Annotated in this window: 16 protein-coding genes and 1 riboswitch; all 16 genes read left to right on the top strand. The window is 55.1% G+C overall.

What is annotated here, in order from left to right; genetic code table 11:
• Positions 1 to 13: 13 nt before the first annotated feature.
• The 16 genes from pseC to CHB83_RS02990 all read left to right on the top strand — a co-directional run bounded on the left by pseC (position 14) and on the right by CHB83_RS02990 (position 21,381).
• Positions 14 to 1,180, top strand: a complete 1,167-nt coding sequence (gene pseC / locus CHB83_RS02915) for a UDP-4-amino-4,6-dideoxy-N-acetyl-beta-L-altrosamine transaminase (RefSeq protein WP_089331594.1) — start codon at positions 14 to 16, stop codon at positions 1,178 to 1,180.
• Positions 1,181 to 1,230: 50 nt separating this feature from the next.
• Entirely contained in the window at positions 1,231 to 1,935 is a 705-nt protein-coding gene (locus CHB83_RS02920; protein WP_245855277.1) for a glycosyltransferase family protein, read from the top strand.
• Positions 1,936 to 1,966: 31 nt separating this feature from the next.
• Entirely contained in the window at positions 1,967 to 2,986 is a 1,020-nt protein-coding gene (gene pseG / locus CHB83_RS02925; protein WP_089331596.1) for a UDP-2,4-diacetamido-2,4,6-trideoxy-beta-L-altropyranose hydrolase, read from the top strand.
• A gap of 42 nt (positions 2,987 to 3,028) precedes the next feature.
• Complete coding sequence (locus tag CHB83_RS02930) at positions 3,029 to 3,601, top strand: GNAT family N-acetyltransferase (RefSeq protein WP_045688181.1); 573 nt, start codon at positions 3,029 to 3,031, stop codon at positions 3,599 to 3,601.
• 116 nt (positions 3,602 to 3,717) lie between these two features.
• The gene (pseI, locus tag CHB83_RS02935) at positions 3,718 to 4,758 is read left to right on the top strand and encodes a pseudaminic acid synthase (protein WP_089331597.1); all 1,041 of its coding nucleotides are present in this window, start codon (positions 3,718 to 3,720) and stop codon (positions 4,756 to 4,758) included.
• Positions 4,759 to 4,780: 22 nt separating this feature from the next.
• Entirely contained in the window at positions 4,781 to 6,064 is a 1,284-nt protein-coding gene (locus CHB83_RS02940; RefSeq protein ID WP_245855262.1) for a hypothetical protein, read from the top strand.
• An 81-nt stretch (positions 6,065 to 6,145) separates the two neighbouring features.
• On the top strand, positions 6,146 to 7,525 hold the full coding sequence (locus tag CHB83_RS02945; RefSeq protein WP_089331598.1) for a DUF7033 domain-containing protein: 1,380 nt from the start codon (positions 6,146 to 6,148) through the stop codon (positions 7,523 to 7,525).
• Between the two features lie 47 nt (positions 7,526 to 7,572).
• A complete protein-coding gene (locus CHB83_RS02950) occupies positions 7,573 to 9,054 on the top strand; it encodes a lipopolysaccharide biosynthesis protein (protein ID WP_089331599.1) in 1,482 nt (493 codons plus the stop codon).
• A 347-nt stretch (positions 9,055 to 9,401) separates the two neighbouring features.
• A riboswitch (SAM riboswitch) is annotated at positions 9,402 to 9,493 on the top strand.
• A gap of 339 nt (positions 9,494 to 9,832) precedes the next feature.
• Positions 9,833 to 10,612: a phosphoadenylyl-sulfate reductase gene (locus CHB83_RS02955; RefSeq protein ID WP_045688183.1), complete on the top strand. Its 780-nt coding sequence runs from the start codon at positions 9,833 to 9,835 to the stop codon at positions 10,610 to 10,612.
• Positions 10,613 to 10,668: 56 nt separating this feature from the next.
• Positions 10,669 to 11,580, top strand: coding sequence for a sulfate adenylyltransferase subunit CysD (gene cysD, locus CHB83_RS02960; RefSeq protein WP_089331600.1), 912 nt, complete (start codon positions 10,669 to 10,671; stop codon positions 11,578 to 11,580).
• Positions 11,581 to 11,675: 95 nt separating this feature from the next.
• Entirely contained in the window at positions 11,676 to 12,962 is a 1,287-nt protein-coding gene (locus CHB83_RS02965; RefSeq protein ID WP_089331601.1) for a sulfate adenylyltransferase subunit 1, read from the top strand.
• Positions 12,963 to 13,045: 83 nt separating this feature from the next.
• Positions 13,046 to 13,843 carry a uroporphyrinogen-III C-methyltransferase gene (cobA, locus tag CHB83_RS02970; RefSeq protein ID WP_089331602.1) on the top strand — a complete coding sequence of 266 codons (798 nt, stop codon included), beginning with the start codon at positions 13,046 to 13,048 and terminating at the stop codon, positions 13,841 to 13,843.
• Positions 13,844 to 13,882: 39 nt separating this feature from the next.
• The gene (locus CHB83_RS02975) at positions 13,883 to 15,718 is read left to right on the top strand and encodes an assimilatory sulfite reductase (NADPH) flavoprotein subunit (RefSeq protein WP_089331603.1); all 1,836 of its coding nucleotides are present in this window, start codon (positions 13,883 to 13,885) and stop codon (positions 15,716 to 15,718) included.
• A 246-nt stretch (positions 15,719 to 15,964) separates the two neighbouring features.
• Positions 15,965 to 18,886, top strand: a complete 2,922-nt coding sequence (locus tag CHB83_RS02980) for a TonB-dependent receptor (RefSeq protein ID WP_045688187.1) — start codon at positions 15,965 to 15,967, stop codon at positions 18,884 to 18,886.
• 12 nt (positions 18,887 to 18,898) lie between these two features.
• Positions 18,899 to 19,660: a DUF2490 domain-containing protein gene (locus tag CHB83_RS02985; protein ID WP_089331604.1), complete on the top strand. Its 762-nt coding sequence runs from the start codon at positions 18,899 to 18,901 to the stop codon at positions 19,658 to 19,660.
• Positions 19,661 to 19,665: 5 nt separating this feature from the next.
• Positions 19,666 to 21,381, top strand: a complete 1,716-nt coding sequence (locus CHB83_RS02990; protein WP_045688188.1) for an NADPH-dependent assimilatory sulfite reductase hemoprotein subunit — start codon at positions 19,666 to 19,668, stop codon at positions 21,379 to 21,381.
• Positions 21,382 to 21,430 lie beyond the last annotated feature (49 nt).

Below are 21,430 nucleotides of genomic sequence, written 5' to 3' on the forward strand. Positions count from 1 at the left end.
TTTATCCTTTCCAATGTCATTTCAGCCCGGTCAGCCTATTCCTTACGGTCGCCAGCACATCACATCTGAAGATGTACAAGCCGTAACCGAAACCTTGTATTCTGACTATCTTACTCAAGGTCCTAAAGTAGCAGAGTTCGAAGCGAAGTTTGCCACCTATATAGGAGCCAGATATGCAGTGGCCGTTAGCAATGGTACGGCTGCTCTCCACCTATGCGCCCTAGCCTTAGGCGTTCAACCAGGGCAGCGTGTTATTACCACGCCCATCACTTTTTCGGCCTCCGCTAACTGTGTGCGCTATTGCGGCGGAGAGGTTTACTTTGCAGATATTGATCTAGGAACAGGTTTACTGGATTTACATGCCGTACGACGCCTGTTAGAAAGCCACCCCAAGGGATATTTTCAAGGGTTAATTCCAGTAGATTTTGCTGGCCTAGCAATAAACCTAGAAGCTGCCCGTCTGCTAGCCGATGAGTTCGGCTTGTGGATCATTGAAGATGCGTGCCACGCTCCTGGCGGGTTCTTTACTGATTCTACTGGAAAGGTGCAACGCTGCGGCAATGGCGCCTTTGCCGATCTGGCTATTTTCAGCTTTCATCCTGTGAAACATATTGCCACTGGTGAAGGCGGTATGATTACAACCAATAACCCTGCGCTTTACGAGCATCTACTCCGCCTGCGCACTCATGGCATTACAAAAGATCCTATTCAAATGGAGCGTCATGATGGTGGCTGGTACATGGAGATGCAGGAATTAGGCTACAATTACCGAATGCCTGACATGCTATGTGCTCTAGGTATCAGCCAACTCACTCGTGCTGAAGAAGGCCTAGCTCGTCGTCACATGCTAGCCACGCGTTATGACGCAGCTTTTGCATCTGTACTAGCCGTGCAGCCGCTAGCTGGAGCAGCGGGCCATGCCTATCATCTGTACGTTATTAAAGTACCTGATCGTAAAGGGTTGTATGACTTTCTGCGGGACCGACATGTCTTTGCCCAAGTGCATTACATTCCGGTTCACACAATGCCATATTATCAAAGTCTTGGCTGGCAAACTGGAGATTTTCCTCTGGCTGAAGAGTATTATGCACATTGCCTTAGCATTCCGTTGTACCCGAGCCTTACCGATGCTGAACAAGACTATGTAATAGAGTCCATAAAAGAGTACGTAAACAAATGAAGATTTCTCCTCCCAACCCGTCAGGCGTCGGTATTGTGTCGCAAGCACGTATGGGCAGTACCCGTTTACCGGGCAAAATATTGCGTACAGCACGCGGGATTTCTATGCTGGAGTTTCATGTACGCCGCCTACAGGCTAGTGGCCTGCCCGTATACATTGCCACGACTACATTACCAGAAGATGATGTTACTGAACTGCATGCTCGCCAGTTAGGTATTCCATGTTTTCGGGGTAGCTCCGATGATGTACTCAGCCGGTATCATGGCGCCGCCACTGAATTCGGACTTGACACTATTGTTCGTGTTACTTCTGATTGCCCACTTATTGATGGAGTACTGGTTCGACAAGGAGTAGAACAGTATCAAATAGCCGCTAATCCTCATCTCTATTTATCAAACGGCATTATTCGCACTTTTCCTAGGGGGTTTGATTTTGAAGTATTTTCTGCTGGCCTACTTGCCGAAGCCCAGCGTCTTGCTACGAGCGACTCTGACCGGGAGCATGTTACTCCTTACATCCATCAAAACCGCTCGGGCAACGTTGCTTATGCTCACATTACCCGGGAGGCCGACGCTAGCCGCTTGCGTGTAACTTTAGATACACCCGAAGATTTTGACTTGCTGCACACCTTGCTAGCGCAATACCACGCCGATGACTTGTCAGGTGAAGCGTTGATTGCATTGTTGGAAGCACACCCCGAACTAGTGGCTCTGAATGCGGAAATCGAGCAAAAGAAATATGATTTCACGCGGTAATGTCTTCTACTCTATTTTGGAGAGCTAATTAATGCGCCTTGTATTTCGCGCCGATGGCAATGCCACCATCGGGTTAGGTCATATCGTCCGATCACTAGCCCTAGCAAGCATGGTAAGGGCAGGGGAAAATGACTACGTGTTAGCTCGTAATCCGTCGGGTGTAGTTAAAAACTTAGTTCAGGACGCAGGACTACGGCTGGTAGAACTACCAGAATGTGCGCTACAAACAGAAGCTGATTATTTAAGCGCCCAATTTCTCAATGCCACTGATATAGTTGTCCTAGACGGTTATGCATTTGACTATGACTATCAACAACGCATCAAGAGCAGTGGGTGTCGGCTGGTATGCATAGACGACTTGCATCAAGGACAGTTTGTAGCAGATTTGGTCATAAATCACTCGCCAGGAATAACGGCAGACATGTATCATGGGCTCCCAACAACCCGCTTTTGCTTAGGACCCGCATATTCCTTGCTACGTCCACCATTTCTGCAACACAGTCAGTTACCACGTGCTACAGCTCCTATTCATAGCATACTGCTATGCTTCGGTGGCGCCGACCCCCTACAGTTAACTGATCGTTGTGCCGCAATGCTCCTTTCTGCATATCCCTCTATCCGACGCCTCGGAGTTGTTATGGGTGGGGCTGCTGCAACTTCCTCAGCAATAACAGCCCTACAAGGTGCTTACCCTGCTACAGAAGTAGAAGAGTTTAGAGGACTCTCAGCTGCTGCCATGGTGCAGGTATTAGCGAACTACGATGCCATTATTTGTCCCGCTAGCACTATTCTCATCGAAGCCTTAGTATTGGGGGTTCCCGCTATAACGGGATATTATGTTGATAATCAGCATTCATTGGCTGACTATGTTCAGCAAAATTATCATGCTTATTCGGTCGGTAATTTTGTTTCCTTAACTGATTCCGAACTCCACGATGCCCTGCAGCAAGGACTTGAGTGGCTTACGCACGCGTCTCGGCAACCGTACGTCGGCAATTTATCCCCAGAGCAGTTGCAGTACGAGTTTCGGTTATTACAATCAACTCATTAACTGTTTTTTTTCTACTCCCCTTTACTTTCCTAACACTGTCTTATGAAAGATTCTGATCTGATCAAACTTAACCGCCCATACGAATCAGAACATTTGTTACTCCGTAGCCTCAGACCCACTGACGTGAATGAGGATTTCTTGAGTTGGTTCCAGGACGATGGCCTGATGCGTTTCTATACGAATTCACGCCAGACTCACACTCGTGAGTCTTTGCTGGGCAACATTGAGCAGGGTATTGCTACTGGCACTACTTATGTCTTTGCTATTGTAGACAAAGAAACTCAAGCCTGCATTGGCACTATCAAGCTCGGGCCAATTAACCACGACCACAAAATAGCAGACCTCGTAGTACTCATCGGTGACCGACGGTTTCATGGACGGGGGCTGGCAGTGGAGGCCATCCGGCTAGGCAATGCAATTGCATTTCAAGAGTTTAATATCCGAAAGCTGTTTGGTGGGATGTTTGAAACCAACCAAAGCTCTTTTAAAGCCTACACCCGTGCTGGCTGGGTGGAAGAAGGCAGATTGAAGGCTCACTACCTTGTAGATGGGCATCCGGTAGACCGCATTTTAGTAGCTTGCTTTAATCCAGAAGTATTTCCGGAATTATCATAGGCTGTTTTCTGATATAACTTTCATATTAGGCTATCAGTAGTACCTGTGATAAGCTTTAGCACCGGATTGTCTTGCTTGATGCCGATGTGATGACTACTGCTTCGTATTTTTGCCAAATGCAGATTTCTCTTGGCTCTCGTCTTGTTGGTCCTAATCAACCGCCCCTAATTATTGCTGAACTTAGCGGCAATCATAATCAGGACTTAAATCGTGGTCTGGCCATTGTGGACGCAATGGCTGCTGCTGGTGCTCATGCCATCAAGCTTCAGACCTACACGGCCGATACAATGACATTGCCAGGTGTGCATCGTATTGAAGATCCTCATTCACTTTGGTACGGGCGAGAGTTGCATGATCTTTACCAAGAGGCCCATACTCCGTGGGAATGGCATAAGCCCTTGTTTGACCGCGCGCGCGCGCATGGCATGTTAGCCTTCAGTTCGCCTTTCGATGAGACAGCTGTCGATTTTCTAGAGACGCTCGATGTACCAGCATACAAAATTGCTTCCTTCGAAAATACTGACTGGCCTTTGTTACGGCGGGTAGCGGCAACAGGTAAACCAGTTATTATGAGTACTGGAGCTAGTCAGCTTTCGGAAATAGCAGAAGCAGTGCAAATACTGCGCGAGGCTGGTTGCAAAGACTTGGTACTACTAAAGTGTACTAGCACATACCCCGCAACGCCGGAAAATACAAATCTGCGTACGCTACCTCACTTTCAGCAACTGTTTCCAGATTGCCTGGTAGGTCTTTCTGATCATACAATGGGTGTAGGAGCAGCGGTAGCTGCCGTGGCCTTGGGGGCATGCGCTGTGGAAAAGCATGTGACATTACGCCGGGCTGATGGTGGAGTAGACTCTGCATTTTCCTTAGAGCCTGTGGAGGTAGCTCAACTTGTTACGGAAACAGAGCGCGCTTGGCAATCTTTAGGACAAGTACAATATGGAGTGCAGCGCGCTGAACAGAACAGCCGCCTCTACAAACGCTCTCTGTATGTAGCTCAGGATATTAAAGCAGGGGATCTTTTTACAAAGGAAAACCTGCGTGTTGTGCGGCCTGGTGATGGTTTACCTCCTCGTTATTACGACCAAGTGCTTGGAAAACCTGCTCGTCAAGACTTAAAGGCTAGCACCCCTCTGACCTGGGAAGCCTTATAGCCACCTGCGGCTTTTGTTTTTCATGCTTAATTCTGCCGCTACTCGGTTGCGGGATATTCTGCAACTGCGATTTACTGATCTATTTGCCTCGCTTCCAGTCCATATGTTGGAAGCCATTTCTCCGGCTAGTCCGTGGAAGCGGCTTCTCAAGGTGGCGGGGTATGCCGGTGCGCGGCTGATAGGCAATGTGTTTCGGCCGATTCGTAACTCGGAGGATTTGCGGGGTAAGGTTTGGCTATACGTAGTAAGCCAAAATAACTACGAGGCGCTTTCTTTTCTCCGCGAGGCTCGCCCCGATGCCGTATTAGTGGCTGGGCAAAGCAAACAGATTGGCCGCTATACTAAGCAGGTAAACCGGTTATCGTTGCGGCGCAAATTGCTGTATTATGGGCAATTACCTACTGCTTACGCCGGGCTACGGCAACTGGTAGGACGCCGAGCCTGGCGCTTTTTCGACCTGATCTTCAATGCCGTTGGCTATTACGAAGTATACTGCCGGGCATTGCGCCATTACCAGCCCCGGGCCATTGTATTCGCCAACGACCACAACGACGACGCCCGCGCCCTGCTGCTGGCCGCTCGGGCCTGTGGAGTGCCCACGGCCTACGTACAACATGCCAGTGTGAGCACCAACTTTCCCCCGCTCGGTTTTGATTTGAACCTGCTGGAAGGCCAAGACGCGCTGGATAAGTACCGGCAGTGTGGCCCCATTGCAGGCCGAACTGAACTGGTAGGCATGCCCAAGGCCGATGCTTTTCTGGCTACCAAAAACCAGAATCCTACTGTGCGCGGGGTGGCCGTGGCTATCAACATGCTGGATAACATGCAAGCCATAGCCACAACGTTGGCTCACGTGCTAACTACATTCCCAGCCCTCACCTTTACCCTACGCCCCCACCCCGGCGACACGCGCGACTTCTCCTTCCTGCGCGCTCAGCATCCTCAGCTGGACTTTTCAGATGCTCGCCAGGAAAATGTGTTTGCGTTTCTGCTGCGTCATGATGCCTTACTTGCGGGGGATACGAGTACGCATCTGGAGGCCACCCTACTCAACTTAGCCAGTATATACTTCCGCTTCGGTGACCATGGTGTAGCAGAGGACTACTACGGATACGTGGCACATGGCCTTATTGGGCGGGCGCACACCCTAGCCGAGCTTACCGAGCAGTTGCAGCAGTACTCTCAGCATAAGCCTGCCGATTTGTACCGCCGGGCAGCCTACTATAACGCTACGCTGGGTACTCCCGATGAAGGCCACAGCCAGGAGCGGGCAGTCCGGCTGCTTCAGGAATGGCTGGGATACTAGCCGATCAGAATAGTACGCCAGCAGCTACGAACTAGGCTTGCGATAAACGCGGAAGTGTGCTTTAGAACTTACTTTGCCGCTATGACTGCCCCGCCGTTTCCTTGCTCTCCCGTGCCGGTTTCCCCCGAAATACGGTTGACCTACGTACTACAGCACTTCTGGCAGGCCTACGAGGCGGTGCCGCCAGTTTCTATTGGCTACCCTAGTCACCAGCCTCAGATTGAAGTAGCCGAGGCAGCAGGCCCTTTCTTTGAGCAGCAGCATCCCTATCCTCCCGCCCCAACGTGGCGGCAGTGGCAAGGCCGTACCATTCCCTTCTTTTTCGATTCCGCGCCGGACAATCCATTGATTGAGTGGCGCCCCAATGGCCAGGCCATTATTCATGCCGACATTATTTCTGCCGCGTTCTATTTGCTCAGCGGCTGGCAAGAGTACTTCTCGGAAGAGCGAGACCAGCACGGCCGCTTTCCTTACTCGGCCAGCGTGCAGCACCGCTACAATTTCGTAACTATCCCGGTTGTCAACTACTATTTCGACGTGCTGAAGACTGCCGTAGAGCACGCCATCGGCCAGCCGCTACGGCTGCGCCGTTGGGCTGGCAAGGCTACCTGGGCGTGTTGTATCACCCACGATATTGACAACCTGTACAGCGCCTGGAAAGCGCCTGCTAAAGCTGCCCTGCGGCAGGGCAACCTGCGGCACTTTGGCCGGCAGCTATGGCAGCACTTTACTACCCATGATACCTGGGACAACCTAAGCCAAGTACAGCAAATGGTAGCTGAATACGGGGCCAAAAGCACTTTCTTCTTTCTACCTGAATATCGCAAGGCCGCCAACGGTACGCCCAATGCCGACTACAACATTCAGAAAGTGTGGGCCCACGCGGCAACGGCCATTAGTAGCGCCGAAGTTGGCCTGCATGCCAGTGTGGGTACAAACACACAGGGTGGACAGCTAAAAGAGGAAGGCCACCGGCTGCAACGTCTTAGAAACGGCGTGAAGGCCGATGGCATCAGGTTTCACTACTTGAGTTGGGAGCCACGTATCACCCCTGGCCTGCTCGATGAGTTGTTATACACGTATGACTCTACCCTCGGGTTTGCCGAGCATTTCGGGTTTCGCAACAGCTACTGCCTGCCCTTTCATCCATTCGATTTTCAGCAAAGGAACGCCTTCCTATTCCTAGAGATTCCGCTCAACGTGATGGATGCAACCCTTCATCACCCACGCTACCTTCAGCTAGCCCCCGAGGAAATAGCGCCGGCTCTGACGCCCATGCTCCAGGAGATTGAGCGGTTTGGGGGCGTGTGCACGGTACTGTGGCACAATGAAAACTTTGACCCCGCCAACACCCACAACGGCCCGCAAGAGTTCCATACCCTTATGCAGTACCTTTGCAGCCGTAATCCGGCCTTTCTTCACGGCCAAGATATTGTTTTGCACCTGGAGGCGGAGAAGTAACTATCCCGCTTCAGCCTGCGCTACTTCTCACTTTTCATTTTTCCAGATTGGGTATTGTTCAGCGGCAAGGGCTACGTAACACTATTATTTCCTACATCGGGCTGGCGCTGGGCTTTATAAACACGGCTCTAGTGCTGCCCAAATTCTTGGAGCCACAGCAGCTTGGCCTCACGGGCACGCTAGCTTCCATTGCTACCATCTATGCTCAGGTAGCCGCCTTTGGTTTCGCCAGCGTGGGCATTCGCTTCTTTCCGTACTTCCGCAACCGGGAGGCCGGCCACCACGGATTTTTACCGCTGCTGCTTGGCATTCCGCTGCTAGGTTTTTTGGTGGTAACGGCTCTTTACTTTGCCGGCGAGCCACTGATGCTGCACTGGTACGCTAAGGATGCCAACGCACTAGCCCCTTACTACGCTTGGGGAGCGGTGCTGGCCTTGTTCACGCTGCTGTACTCTATCCAGGATGCTTACCTCAAGGCCTTATATCACACGGCTTTTTCTTCCTTCGTGCAAGATATTCTCTTGCGGCTACTGATAGTCGGGGGGGCACTACTATACGCCCAAGGATACCTCTCGTTTCATGGATACGTACTGTGGTTTGTGGGGGTAAACAGCGGAATTGCTCTGCTCTTGGCGGGCTACGTTGCTGCTATTGGCGAACTACATATGCGGCCCACACGGGCTGTGCTGGCCGTACGCCCCCTGCGAGAACTCCTGAGCGTTGGGGGGTTTACGTTGCTGAGCAGCCTATCCGGAGCCATCATCATGTATATTGATACGCTCATGGTCGGCGCCCAGGTAAACCTAGCGGCCGCAGGTATTTACCAAGTAGCATTCAACATTAGCACGGCGCTGGCCATTCCGGCCCGCTCCCTCAACAAGATTGCTTTTCCCCTGCTAGCCGATTATTGGAAGCAGCAAGATTTGGATCGAATGGCTGACTTCTACCGTCGCACCACCCGGCTCAACACGTTGCTGGGTTGCTTTCTGGCGCTGGGCATTGGCCTCAACCTCGACTTCATTTATTCGCTCATGAAAGCTCGCTACGCAGAAGGCACCATAGTTGTGCTCCTGCTACTAGGTAGCCGGCTGTTTGATGGCATTACGGGGGTCAACGGGCTGATTGTGGTTACCTCTCCGCGCTACCGCTACGACCTGATTTTCAATACGTCCTTAGCCGTACTTACCATCATACTGAATACGCTTTTGATTCCGCGGATGGGCATTTCGGGTGCGGCGGTGGCGGCGGCAGTAGCGCAGGTCAGTATCAACTTGGCGCGTACCTGGTTTGTGTGGCACAGCTATGGCATGCAACCCTTCACTTGGCGTATTCCACTTATTCTACTCATTGCCGCCCTAGCCGCAGCCGCAGCATGGCTGGTGCCCACGTTTCCATCTTTGCTGGTTACTACGCTGGTGCGCTCTGTGATGCTTACTGCCGTCTATGGAGGACTCACCCTGCTTACCGGCACGGCCCCCGAAGCCACGCAACTGCTACGCACCCTTCAAGCTCGCTTAGCCCGGCGTTGACATAGCATCGTTTTTCTTTGAAAAATTCAATCCAATAGCTATTATCGGTTGGCAGCTGCTTTAGTTACTGAATGGCTAATCTGAGCTTTATACAGTAAGAAAACAACCCTTATTTAGGACAGTTGTCTTTCTCAATCACCAGACATACAACTAAATACTTGCTTATAACAAACCATATTGAAAATTATTATCGAACGATAGTTTTCATATAAGTAAGTGATAATGCCAAAATCCTGTTTTCAGGATTTTGCTTTTTTGGACAAGTACTTCTTGCCAAAAGAAAATTTGGAACTATTCAAGCTCTGTTCCTATTTTTGCGGTACCAATTCTTTACCACCAAAGGATTGTTTTTATACAGAGGCGTGGAGAGACAGGCTCTACGAAACGCCGGCAACCCTCAGAGTATCTGAAACGGTGCCAAGTCCTGACCATATAAAAACAACAAGCCGTGAACTTCTTCAACTGCACCCTCGCCGCATCTACTACTCGCATTGCTGTACAGCATGGATGTTGTAGCATGATGGAAATGGCCGTCTGTACCGAGCGGGCCATGCAGTGCTGTTGTTAGTACCTCACGCGTAGTTCCTTTTTGGTTTGCGTGCTGCTTGAAACACTTAGGCCCCTTTATTGGTCACTAGGTTTCTTTCCTACACGCGCCGCCGTTTTGCCCGGTAGTAGTTCAGCTGGTCACGCATAGCGCCTCGCTTCAACACCAAGGCAATTTCCGGCCGGACCCTTGCCCCGACCGGCAAGTTTTTCTCCTAGAACACGTCTATTTATGTCCGCAGCTTCTACTGCGCAGGCCGTTCCGAACTTGGACGCCTTGCGCTTACCGCTGACGCAAGCTTCTGCCCTTGAGCGCCTCCGCTTAGTAGCAGAGCATTTTCCCGGCACAGCGGTTTTTTCTACTTCGTTTGGTTTAGAAGATCAAATCATAAGTCATTTGATCTTCAGCAACGACCTTCCTATTCGGGTGTTTACGCTGGATACCGGCCGTAACTTCCAGGAGACCTATTCTACTTGGAACAAAACCCTGATCAAGTATCAGAAGCCCATTGAGGTATTCTTTCCCCGCCAGGAAAGCGTGCAGGAGCTTATGCTTGCCAAAGGGCCCAACAGCTTCTACGAAAGCGTTGACAACCGCAAGGAGTGCTGCTTTATCCGCAAAGTAGAGCCCTTGAACCGGGCGCTAGCGGGGCAGCAAGCCTGGGTAACGGGTATCCGGGCTGAGCAGTCGCAAAACCGCCAAACCATGGACCCGGTGGAGTGGGATGCAGCGCACCAGCTCACGAAGGTGCACCCTCTGTTCGACTGGACGTGGGAGCAAGCGGTGGAGTTTGCCCGCGCAAACAGCATTCCCGTAAACCCGCTGCACCAGCAGGGTTTTGTGAGCATTGGGTGCGCGCCGTGCACCCGTGCCATTCGTCCCGGCGAGGACTTCCGCGCTGGCCGGTGGTGGTGGGAGGACCTGTCCGCTAAGGAATGCGGCTTGCACACCACGGCCCACCACGATGGCCCCGACCCCGTGGTAGAGCCCGTACCCTCCCCTTCCCATTAGTAACCTTCTACGGCCAGTCGGCCCTCTTTGTAGCCGACCTACACGCCCAACTAAATATGAGTACCCCCCAATTTGATTACCTCGACCGGCTGGAAGCCGAAGCTATCCACATCCTGCGGGAAGTAGCGGGCCAGTTTGAACGCCCCGCGCTGCTGTTCTCAGGTGGCAAAGACTCTATTGTACTGACGCGCTTGGCAGAAAAGGCGTTTCGTCCGGGTCGGTTTCCTTTTCCACTGGTGCACGTAGATACGGGCCACAACTTCCCCGAGGTGCTGGCTTACCGCGACGAGTTGGCGGCCCGTTTGGGCGAGAAGCTAATTGTGCGTAAGGTGGAAGACACCATTAAGCGGCAGCGTCTGCGGGAGCCGAGCGGTAAGTTTCCGAGCCGTAACCCCTTGCAGACGTACACTCTGCTAGAAGTAATTGAGGAGTTTGAGTTTGACGCTTGCATTGGCGGGGCCCGCCGCGACGAGGAGAAGGCCCGGGCCAAGGAGCGCATCTTCTCGGTGCGGGACGAGTTTGGCCAGTGGGACCCCAAACGCCAGCGCCCCGAGCTGTGGAACGTGTACAACGGCCGTATTCAGAAAGGCGAGAACGTGCGCGTGTTCCCCATTTCCAACTGGACGGAGCTGGACGTGTGGCGCTACATTCAGCGCGAGAATATTCAGCTTCCCGATATCTACTTCGGCCACGAGCGCACCTGCGTAGTGCTGCCTTCCGGCCAACTTCTGGGCCTTTCGGAGCACCTGCGCCTTGATGAGGACGATGAGATTGTGACCCGGCAGGTGCGCTTCCGCACCGTGGGCGACTCTACCTGCACAGCGGCGGTAGAAAGTGATGCCGCCACGGTGGAGGACATCATTCAGGACTTGCTACTAGCCAAAGTAAGTGAACGGGGTGCCACCCGCCTCGACGATAATATCTCGGAGGCGGGCATGGAAGACCGTAAGCGCAACGGCTATTTCTAAGCGGTGAAATTGTGAGCGGGGAGGCGACGAGCAAGCAAAGCCGACCGCCTCTCCCCAACAAAAAGCACCATTTCACCACTGTACAATTTCACCTCATGGACCTTCTCCGTTTTATTACCTGCGGCAGCGTCGACGATGGCAAGAGCACGCTCATCGGCCGCCTTTTATATGATTCCGAATCGGTTTCGCTTGACGTGCTGGCTGCCCTGGAAAAGCGCCAAGCTTCCAATGGTACCGTTGACCTAGCCCTCCTCACTGACGGCCTGCGGGCCGAGCGGGAACAGGGCATCACCATCGACGTAGCCTACAAGTACTTCACTACCCCGCGCCGTAAGTTCATCATTACCGATGCACCAGGCCACGTGCAGTACACCCGCAACATGGTGACGGGTGCCTCCAATGCCGACCTAGCTATTGTGCTGGTGGATGCGCGCCAGGGAGTAATTGAGCAAACCCGCCGCCATACCTTGATTGCCGCTCTCTTGGGCATCCGTCGCTTTGTACTGGCCGTGAACAAGATGGACTTAGTTGGGTACGATCAGGCGGTATTCGATCAGATTGCAACCGACTACGCCGACCTGACCAACCACTTCCACTTGCCAGCGGCCGTGGCCATTCCGCTCAGCGCGCTGCAAGGCGACAACGTGGTGACGCCCTCCACGCACATGCCGTGGTACACCGGTACCAACCTGCTGGCGCACTTGGAAAGCGTGCCGGGCTCGGAGGAAAAAGCAGCCGATCCTCGCTTCCAGGTGCAGTACGTTATCCGGCCTCAGACACCCGAGCTACCCGACTACCGGGGCTACGCCGGTCAGATCCAGAGTGGTCAGTATCGGCGGGGCGACCGGATATTGGTGCTGCCCTCGGGCCTGGAGTCGGAGATTGAAGCCCTTGAGGTCAATCAGCAGGAAGTAGAGTCCGCTTCGGCCCCGCAGGCCGTTGTTATTCGCCTGCGCGATGACGTAGATGTGAGCCGTGGTGACACCATTGTACCCGTGGCGCATCAGCCCACGAGCACGCGTGAACTGGAAGCTACCCTGTGCTGGATGAGCGAGCAGCCGCTGGCTCCTGGTCGTAAGCTGCTGCTCCAACACCACACGGCCCTCGTGAAAGCGGCGGTTCCTACTATCCTCTACAAGGTGAACGTGCAGACGTTTGAGCACATCGCCGCCGACACGGCCCAACTCAACGACATCGTTCGGGTGCGCATCAAAACCGCCCTGGCTCTGGCTGTTGACAACTACCAGGATAACCGGGCTACCGGTTCCTTTATTCTGGTAGATGAAGTCAGCGGCGATACGGTAGCTGCCGGCCTGGTAGAAGCTGCCAACTCCGAGTACTTCACGGCACCCATAGCGCCGCCGGTGGTCTTTTCTATCTAGCCAGAAGGCGCCGGCTGCTTCGCCCTCACTGCTTCGGCAATGCGCTGGAGCCCCCTACGCTGCTTTCCGCTCCCTTTTCCACTATGCCAATCACCATCACTCCCCGTCTTACGGTGCTAGGCGCCGGCCCCGGCGACCCGGAACTGCTCACGCTGAAAGGGGCGCGGGTGCTGAGTGAAGCTGATGTCATCTTATATGATGCATTGGCCAACAACGACCTGCTGCAGCACGCCCGCCCAGAAGCCCTCAAGGTATTTGTGGGCAAGCGCCGGGGCCTACGCAGCTACTCTCAGGACGAAATCAATGGGCTCATTGTTGAGCACGCTCTGCAGTACGGGCACGTTGTGCGTCTTAAGGGGGGCGACCCATTCGTTTTTGGGCGGGGTCGGGAGGAAATGTTGTATGCCGAGCAGCACGGCCTGCTTACTGACTACGTGCCGGGCATTAGCAGTGCCGTGGCAGCGGCGGGTAGCGTGGGCATCCCCGTTACGCATCGCGGCGCCAGCGAAGGCTTCCGGGTGATTACGGCCACTACTGCTACGGGTGAGCTATCGGGCAGTGTAGCCGAGGCGGCTGGCTCCCGTACCACCACCGTTATTCTAATGGGCTTGGGCGAGTTGGAGCGCATTGTAGAGGTGTTCAGCCTGCATGGGCAAGCCAACACGCCGGCAGCCATTATCCAGAATGGAACCCTACTGACCGCTCGCCTCGTGACTGGCTCCGTAGCCGAGCTACCCGCTCGGGCAGTAGCTGCTGGTATTGGCGCCCCGGCCATTATTGTAATAGGCGAAGTAACGCGGCTTGCTACCCCTGAGGCCTTGTTAATGGCTTTGCCAACTGCCGCATTTACAGCGCCTGCTTCTTACGCTAAAGTAGCCTAGTGCTGCTCCCTCTCTTCTCTGCCAGAACCGAATCGTTACATGTCTTCACCTTCTTTCACTCCTCCCGGCGGCCTTACGGAAGCCAACCTTGAACAACTGGCTACGGGGCTTTCTAGCCAACAGCTGGTTTGGTTGAGCGGCTACTTCTACGGCCGGGCCGCCGGTACTCCGGCGGTGGCGCCTCAGCCGGCGGGCGCTGTTGCAGCAGCCCCCGCCGCGGCCCCCAAGCTCACCATTCTCTACGGCTCTCAAACTGGCAACAGCAAAAAGGCAGCCGGTATTGCGGCCGAAATAGCTCGGCAACAAGGGCTGCACCCCACGGTGCGGGACATGAACGACTACCCCACCAAGGACCTCAAAACCGAGCAGCAATTACTGGTCGTTGTCAGCACCCAGGGAGAAGGCGACCCACCCATTGCGGCAGAAGAACTGCACCAGTTTTTACTGAGCAGCCGCGCCCCCAAGCTACCTAGCCTTCAGTACGCCGTGCTGGCCTTGGGCGACAAAAGCTACCTTCAGTTCTGCCAGACGGGTTTCGAGTTCGACCAGCGCCTAGCCGAACTTGGGGCCCAGCGCCTGACCGAGCGCGTAGATTGCGACGTGGAGTTTGAAGCTGAAACCCGCCAGTGGGCAGAGCAAGTGCTACGCCTGGTCGCCCAGCCTGCTACCGCTTCAGTGCCAGCTAGCGTATCCGTGGGGCAGCCCGCCTTGCAGCCCGCTGGTACCAACTGGGATACTACTACCCTGCCGGAGCCGGAGATATACACCAGCCGCAACCCCTTCGCGGCGCCATTGCTCGATAAAATTCAGCTCAACGGGCGAGGCTCTACTAAGGAGACTTATCATCTGGAATTTTCTCTGGAAGACTCTGGTATTCAGTACGAAGCCGGTGACGCCCTAATGGTGCAGCCGGTGAACCGGCCGGCACTAGTAGAAGATGTGTTGGCGGCTGCCCGCTTGGAGCCTACGGCGGCGGTGCAGGTAGACAGCGCCTCTCTCCAGCTAGGTACGGTCCTCACCGAACGCTTGGAGTTATCGGTGCTGACGCGCGACGTATTGGAGCGCTATGCGGCCCTGGCTCCGCAGCACGCACGACTGCGGGATATTTTGGATGACAAACCTCAGTTGCCCACGTACCTATATGGCCGCGACGTGGCCGACGTACTCACTGAGTTTCCCACTCAGCTGACGGCCTCGCAGCTTGTGGAAGTACTGCGCCCCCTACCCGCGCGTGCCTACTCTATTGCTAGCAGTTTGCTGGCTCACCCGGAAGAAGTGCACCTAACGGTGGGCGCCGTTCGGTACGAAACTTATGGCCGCCACAAGCACGGTGCCTGCTCCGTGTACCAGGCTGACCACTTAGCCGTTGGCGACACGGCCCGCGTGTGGGTTGACCGCAACGAGTATTTCAAGCTTCCTAAGGACAACACCACCGACATTATTATGGTAGGTGCTGGCACCGGAGTAGCACCATTCCGCGCTTTCGTGGAAGAGCGCGCCGAGCTGGGCGCTACCGGCCGCAACTGGTTGGTGTTTGGTAACCCCCACTTCACCACCGACTTCCTTTACCAGACGGAGTGGCAGCAGCACCTGAAAAACGGCACCCTAGACCGGCTGGACGTGGCCTTCTCGCGTGACCAGGAAACCAAGCTCTACATTCAGCACCGCCTGTTAGAGCAGAGCAGCCGCGTGTACGAGCAGTTACAGAACGGCGCCCACTTTTACGTGTGCGGCGACAAAAATCGCATGGCTGCCGACGTGCAACGGGCCCTCATCACTATCATCAGCCAGGAAAGCGGCCAGGATGAAGAGTATGCCGCTGACTACCTCAAGCAATTAAAGAAAACCCGTCGCTACCTCGAGGACGTGTACTAAGCTCCAGGAGCCGTCGTGCGCTGCCCTGGTTGCACGACGGCTCCGGCCTGCTCCCCCTCTTACTTTCCTTTTGCTTCTCCATGCGCGTATTTCAGAACCGATGTTGTAGCTGGTGACGGCCGCTGTGCACTGCACCCAGGCGGCCAACTAGCTTGCTTACTGCCAATGCACGGGTAGCTCAGCCCATGGCCTTGTCCGGGCCGCTGTAGCTCGCTCCTTTATCTTCCTTCTGAAAGTCAACTCCCTATGAAGCACGCGTATGCTTCTCTCCTACTGCCAGCAGCCTTGCTGGTTAGTACTTCCCTCCACGCCCAAGATGCCCTGATTTCCATCAGCGGCACCGTGCGCGAGAAAGGCACCCAACAGCCCCTGCCCGGCGTGAGCGTCAGCGTGAAGGGTAGCTCTACCGGCACACTTAGCGACGGTGAAGGCAAGTTTGCCCTGAAAGCCCGTTTGCGGTTTCCGTTCACGCTGGTATTCAATATCATTGGCTACGATGCCCGGGAATTAGAAATTGCCAGCGGCAGCCAGCCCATTGCGGTTCAGTTGGAATCTAAGGCTATTGCCGTAAACGAAGTTGTCATATCGGCTTCGCGGGTAGAAGAAAGCAGGCTGAAGTCGCCGGTAGCCATTGAGAAGCTCGACATCCGGGCCATTAAGGAAACTCCCGCGCCAAGCTTCTACGACGCCCTGGAAAACGTGAAGGGCGTGCAGATGACCACCTCCAGCCTTACGTTTAAAGTGCCCAATACCCGCGGCTTTAACATCCCCAACAACTTCCGCTTTATGCAGCTGGTAGACGGGGTGGATATGCAGGCGGCGACCCTGGGCGTGCCCCTGGGCAATGCCATCGGCCCCACGGAGCTTGATGTGGCCAGCGTGGAAATTACGCCTGGTGCCGCCTCAGCCCTCTACGGCATGAACGCCATCAATGGCATGGCGAACCTTACCACGAAAAGCCCCTTTGCATATCCAGGCCTAAGCGTATACCAGAAGGTAGGCGTAAACCACGTGGATGGCAAGGATCGGGACCCGAGCGTGCTTACCGAAACGGCCGTGCGCTGGGCTCAAGTACTGGGCAATTCGCAGCGCTGGGCCTATAAAGTAAATGGCAGCTTCCTGCGCGGCACCGATTGGCTATCAGACACACAAAACGACCAGAACCCGCAGAATCTGTCGTCGGCTAACCCCCGCTTTCCGGAGCTGAGCGGCGCCAACAACCCGGCCGCCGACCTCTGGAACCGCTACGGCGATGACAATGCTGGCAACGTGTCCATTCCCATCACCTACAACGGCCGCACCGAAACGTTTAACGTGCGCCGCACGGGGTACTACGAGCGCGACTTGGTGAACCCCATTGTTCGCAACATCAAGGCTGACGCCAGCCTGCACTACAAGCTTTCCGACAAGCTGGAACTAAGCTACGGCTACCGGTTTGGCCTGATGGACGGCGTATTTCAGCGCGGCAACAAGATTCAGCTGGACGGCGTGACGGTGCAAAACCACAAAGTAGAGTTGAAAGGACAGGACTTTACGGCCCGCGCCTATATGCTGGTGGAAAACACTGGCGACTCTTATAACCTGAATCCTCTGGCCCTGAACCTCGACCTACAAAACGGGGCTACGGCTCTCACTGCAGGTAGCGGCCCCAAAACCAGCTGGGGCGACAAGTTTCAGGCGGCACTCCAAAGCCAGGTCAATCAAGGAGTGGGGCTGGCCGCGGCTATGCAGCAAGCCCGTGCCGTGGCCGATGCGGGGCGTGCCGTACCCGGAACTCCGGCCTTCGATGCCCTTAAAAACCAGATTGTGCACACCAACAACTGGGACAGCGGCGTCAATGTAAAAGGCGCGCCCATTCCCGGCGGAGCGGCCCTCACCCAGCGCAGCCATACCTACCATGCCGATGCCGTGTGGAACCTGGGCCAGCGCGTGAAGTTTGCCGACGTGATAGTGGGCGCAGACGCTCGCGTGTACGAAGTGCTCCCCGACGGCAACAACTTTGTGGATTTCAGCCGCCCACTAGCCGAGCGTACCCAGCCGGGAGGCGCAAATCAGTACTACAAGAAAATAGGAGGCTTTGTGCAGGCCACCCGTTTGCTGCTCGACAACCGCCTCAAGCTCACCGCTTCGTTGCGCGCCGATTACAACCCAGAATTCAACCCGAAGCTCAACCCGCGGATAGCGGGCGTATATACACTGGCCGAGAAGCACAATTTCCGCGCTTCCTACCAGAACGGGTGGCGCTTCCCTTCCCTCTTTGAGGCTCTCTCCTTTGTGAACAACGGCAACGTGCGCCGCGTGGGCGGCTTGGCTCGCGTAAATGAAGGCTTGAACTACCTCGACAACTCGTACACGCTGGCTTCTATCTCAACTTTTAATGCCGCGGTGAATGCTTACGTGTCGGCCAACGGCGGCACGGCTTCCCAGGCGGCCTTGCGTCCGGAGATTCGGGGGCTACTAACGGTAGGAAACCTCCCCACCGAGCAGCCCGAGCAGATAAACGCCTTCGAGGTAGGCTACCGCAGTGTGCTGTTTGACAACCGCCTATCCATTGACGCCGACGCGTACTACAACATCTACTCCGGCTTCTTGGGCCAGGTAGAAGTAAGCGTACCAAAAAATGCCACCGGCCAGCAGGTTACCGTAGGATCGGATGAGGCCGTACTGGCGGCCCTGAACTCTAACCGCTCGGCTCGCCAGGACCGCTACCGAGTTTATACGAATGCGCTCAACTCGTACCGCAGCTACGGCTCTACCCTGGGCCTGACTTACAACTTCTACCAGAAGTTCACTGTGGGCGGCAACGTGAACTACAACGCGCTGTCATCTAATAACCAAGCCGACATCTTCGTAACGGGCTTTAATACCCCGCACTGGGTGACGAACGTGAACTTCGGCAACCGCGAAATTGTGCGCAACGTGGGCTTTAACGTGGTGTGGCGCCGCCAGAGCACTTTCTACTGGGAAAGCCCCTTAGCCAACGGCCGCGTACCCGCCTACCAGACGATGGATGCCCAGGTGAACGTGCGTATTCCGGCGGCCAAGACTACCATCAAGGTAGGCGGCGCCAACCTCTTCAATAACCGCTACTACCAGTACGCCGCCGGCCCTACTATTGGGGGGCTGTACTACGTAGCCCTCACGTTTGATAACACGGTACTGCGCTAACGGCTTTAAGCGATGAAACGACTTCTTCCTTTCGGCACATCCTTGCTTCTAGGCTTGCCCGCCCTGGCGCAAAAGCAGTACGTACGCGAGCAGCAAACGTGGGTGGGAGTGTTCAACCAGACCCGCTTCTCTCAACGCTGGGGCTCTTGGACCGATTTGCACCTACGCCTCCACGACCGATACGTGCAGGACCTGTTTCAGGGCGTAGCACGGGTAGGGCTCACCTACTATCTAACCGACGATGTGCGCCTGACTGGGGGCTACGCCTACGTGCATCACTTCCCCGATGGCGCCCGCACTGTGAGCCAGGCCGAACACCGTCCTTGGCAGCAGGTGCAGTGGTTTGCTAAGTTTCCCAAGGCCCGCCTAATGCAGTGGGTGCGGCTGGAAGAACGATTCCGACGCACCATTCAAGGCAATGAGCGCACGGATGACTTCAATTTTAATTATCGAACCCGGTACAACGCAGCGCTGTTTCTGCCGCTAACCAAGAAAGGGTTTAATCCCGGAGGACTACAGGCAGTACTCAACAACGAGGTAATGATGAATTTCGGCAAGGAAATTCGCTATAACTACTTCGACCAGAATCGGTTGTTTGCCGGCGTGGTATACCAGCTCAACCCCCACGCCCAGCTACAGGCGGGCTACATGCACTTGTTTCAGCAGTTGCCTGCGGGCAGCACCTACCGAAACCAGCACACCCTACGGGTGTTTTACTTTCACAACTTTGACTTGCGGCCTACGCCAGTGGCTGCCCCTACTCCTGCTCCATAATTTCCATGATTGATACTAAGAAGCTTTCTGAGGTCGAACACGTCAAGACTGCCAGCAACTACCTGCGGGGCACCTTGGCGGAGAGCATCGTGAATCCCCTCACGGGTGCGCTCAACCCCGATGATACCCACCTAATCAAGTTTCACGGCTCCTACCAGCAAACCGACCGTGACCTGGATAGTGAACGGAAGCGCCAGAAGCTGGAACCCCTTTACTCCCTCATGATTCGGGTGCGCGTGCCCGGCGGCATTGCCACCTCCGACCAGTGGCAGCGCATGGATGAGCTAGCTGATCAGTACGGCAACGGCACGCTCAAGCTTACCACTCGCCAAGCCTTCCAACTCCACGGAGTGCTTAAGCGCAACCTCAAAAAGACCATTCAGGGCTTCAACGATGTGCTGCTAGACAGCATTGCGGGCTGCGGTGATGTGAACCGCAACGTGATGCTTAACCCCAACCCCTACCAAAGCCCCGTGCACGCCCAAGTGTACGAAATTTCGAAGGCTATCAGCGCCCACCTCACCCCACGCACGTCGGGCTACTGGGAGCTGTGGCTGAATGGCGAATCAAAGCACAACAGCTTGCTTAGCACGGGCGGGGAAGATGAGGAGCCCATCTACGGCAAAACCTACCTGCCTCGCAAGTTCAAGATTGCGCTGGCCATTCCGCCTCACAACGATACCGACATCTTCGCCAATGACTTAGGCTTAATTGCCATTGAGGAAAATGGCGAGCTGCTGGGCTTCAACGTGGCGGTGGGCGGTGGCATGGGCATGACCTTCGGCATGGCCGATACCTATCCCCGTCTCGGCGACCTGATTGGCTATATCCCCGCTGACCAGGTAGTAGACTTGTGCGAGAAGGTAGTAACCATTCAGCGCGACTGGGGCAACCGCGAAAACCGCAAGTTCTCCCGCCTAAAGTACACCCTAGACCGCGTGGGCCTGGACACCTTTAAGCAGGAGCTAGACCTGCGCCTGGGTTTTGCGCTGGAGGCTCCTCGCCCCTACGAGTTTCGCTCCTCGGGCGACGCCTTCGGCTGGACTACCAGCCCCGACGGGCAGTCGCACCTGACGCTGTTTGTGGAAGGTGGCCGCGTGGCCGACCGTCCGGGGTATGCCCTGAAGACGGCGCTACGCGAAATTGCCCGCTTCCACACCGGCGACTTCCGCCTCACCGGCAACCAAAACCTGATTATAGCCAACGTGGCCCCGGAGCACCGCCTTTCGGTACAAGCTCTGCTGCAAGAGCATGGCATCGTCCTTGACGCCAACGATGTGCACTCGGCGCTCCGGCGTGGGGCTCTGGCTTGCGTAGCCCTCAATACTTGCTCATTGGCGTTTGCGGAGGCCGAGCGCTACCTACCCCAGCTCATGGACCGGCTAGAAATTATTATCCGGGAGCAAGGACTGGGAAATGAAGGGATTCTGCTTCGCATGACGGGCTGCCCCAACGGCTGCGCCCGCCCTTACTTGGGCGAAATTGGCCTAGTAGGTCGCTCCGTAGGTCGCTACAACCTGTACTTGGGAGCAGCTTTCAACGGAGAGCGGATGAACAAGCTTTATAAAGAAATGCTGGATGAGGACGGTATTGTAGCGGAGCTCACCCCACTACTGGCTGCCTACGCTCAGAATCGCCAACCACAAGAACGCTTCGGCGACTTTGTTATTCGTCAGGGTTACGTGAAGGCGACTACTCACGGGCTGGATTTCCATCAGTAACCCACTTGCTTCGGCCAAGCCAGAGTAACCAGAATACGTGCGCGGGGGC

Source organism: Hymenobacter mucosus, from assembly GCF_900188255.1.
Classification (GTDB): domain Bacteria; phylum Bacteroidota; class Bacteroidia; order Cytophagales; family Hymenobacteraceae; genus Hymenobacter; species Hymenobacter mucosus.

What these genes read in the sequence shown, in the direction of transcription:
- pseC (WP_089331594.1), top strand. Translation starts at nt 14, where the DNA reads ATGTCATTTCAGCCCGGTCAGCCTATTCCTTACGGTCGCCAGCACATC.
- CHB83_RS02920 (WP_245855277.1), top strand. Translation starts at nt 1,231, where the DNA reads ATGGGCAGTACCCGTTTACCGGGCAAAATATTGCGTACAGCACGCGGG.
- pseG (WP_089331596.1), top strand. Translation starts at nt 1,967, where the DNA reads ATGCGCCTTGTATTTCGCGCCGATGGCAATGCCACCATCGGGTTAGGT.
- CHB83_RS02930 (WP_045688181.1), top strand. Translation starts at nt 3,029, where the DNA reads ATGAAAGATTCTGATCTGATCAAACTTAACCGCCCATACGAATCAGAA.
- pseI (WP_089331597.1), top strand. Translation starts at nt 3,718, where the DNA reads ATGCAGATTTCTCTTGGCTCTCGTCTTGTTGGTCCTAATCAACCGCCC.
- CHB83_RS02940 (WP_245855262.1), top strand. Translation starts at nt 4,781, where the DNA reads ATGCTTAATTCTGCCGCTACTCGGTTGCGGGATATTCTGCAACTGCGA.
- CHB83_RS02945 (WP_089331598.1), top strand. Translation starts at nt 6,146, where the DNA reads ATGACTGCCCCGCCGTTTCCTTGCTCTCCCGTGCCGGTTTCCCCCGAA.
- CHB83_RS02955 (WP_045688183.1), top strand. Translation starts at nt 9,833, where the DNA reads ATGTCCGCAGCTTCTACTGCGCAGGCCGTTCCGAACTTGGACGCCTTG.
- cysD (WP_089331600.1), top strand. Translation starts at nt 10,669, where the DNA reads ATGAGTACCCCCCAATTTGATTACCTCGACCGGCTGGAAGCCGAAGCT.
- CHB83_RS02965 (WP_089331601.1), top strand. Translation starts at nt 11,676, where the DNA reads ATGGACCTTCTCCGTTTTATTACCTGCGGCAGCGTCGACGATGGCAAG.
- cobA (WP_089331602.1), top strand. Translation starts at nt 13,046, where the DNA reads ATGCCAATCACCATCACTCCCCGTCTTACGGTGCTAGGCGCCGGCCCC.
- CHB83_RS02975 (WP_089331603.1), top strand. Translation starts at nt 13,883, where the DNA reads ATGTCTTCACCTTCTTTCACTCCTCCCGGCGGCCTTACGGAAGCCAAC.
- CHB83_RS02980 (WP_045688187.1), top strand. Translation starts at nt 15,965, where the DNA reads ATGAAGCACGCGTATGCTTCTCTCCTACTGCCAGCAGCCTTGCTGGTT.
- CHB83_RS02985 (WP_089331604.1), top strand. Translation starts at nt 18,899, where the DNA reads ATGAAACGACTTCTTCCTTTCGGCACATCCTTGCTTCTAGGCTTGCCC.
- CHB83_RS02990 (WP_045688188.1), top strand. Translation starts at nt 19,666, where the DNA reads ATGATTGATACTAAGAAGCTTTCTGAGGTCGAACACGTCAAGACTGCC.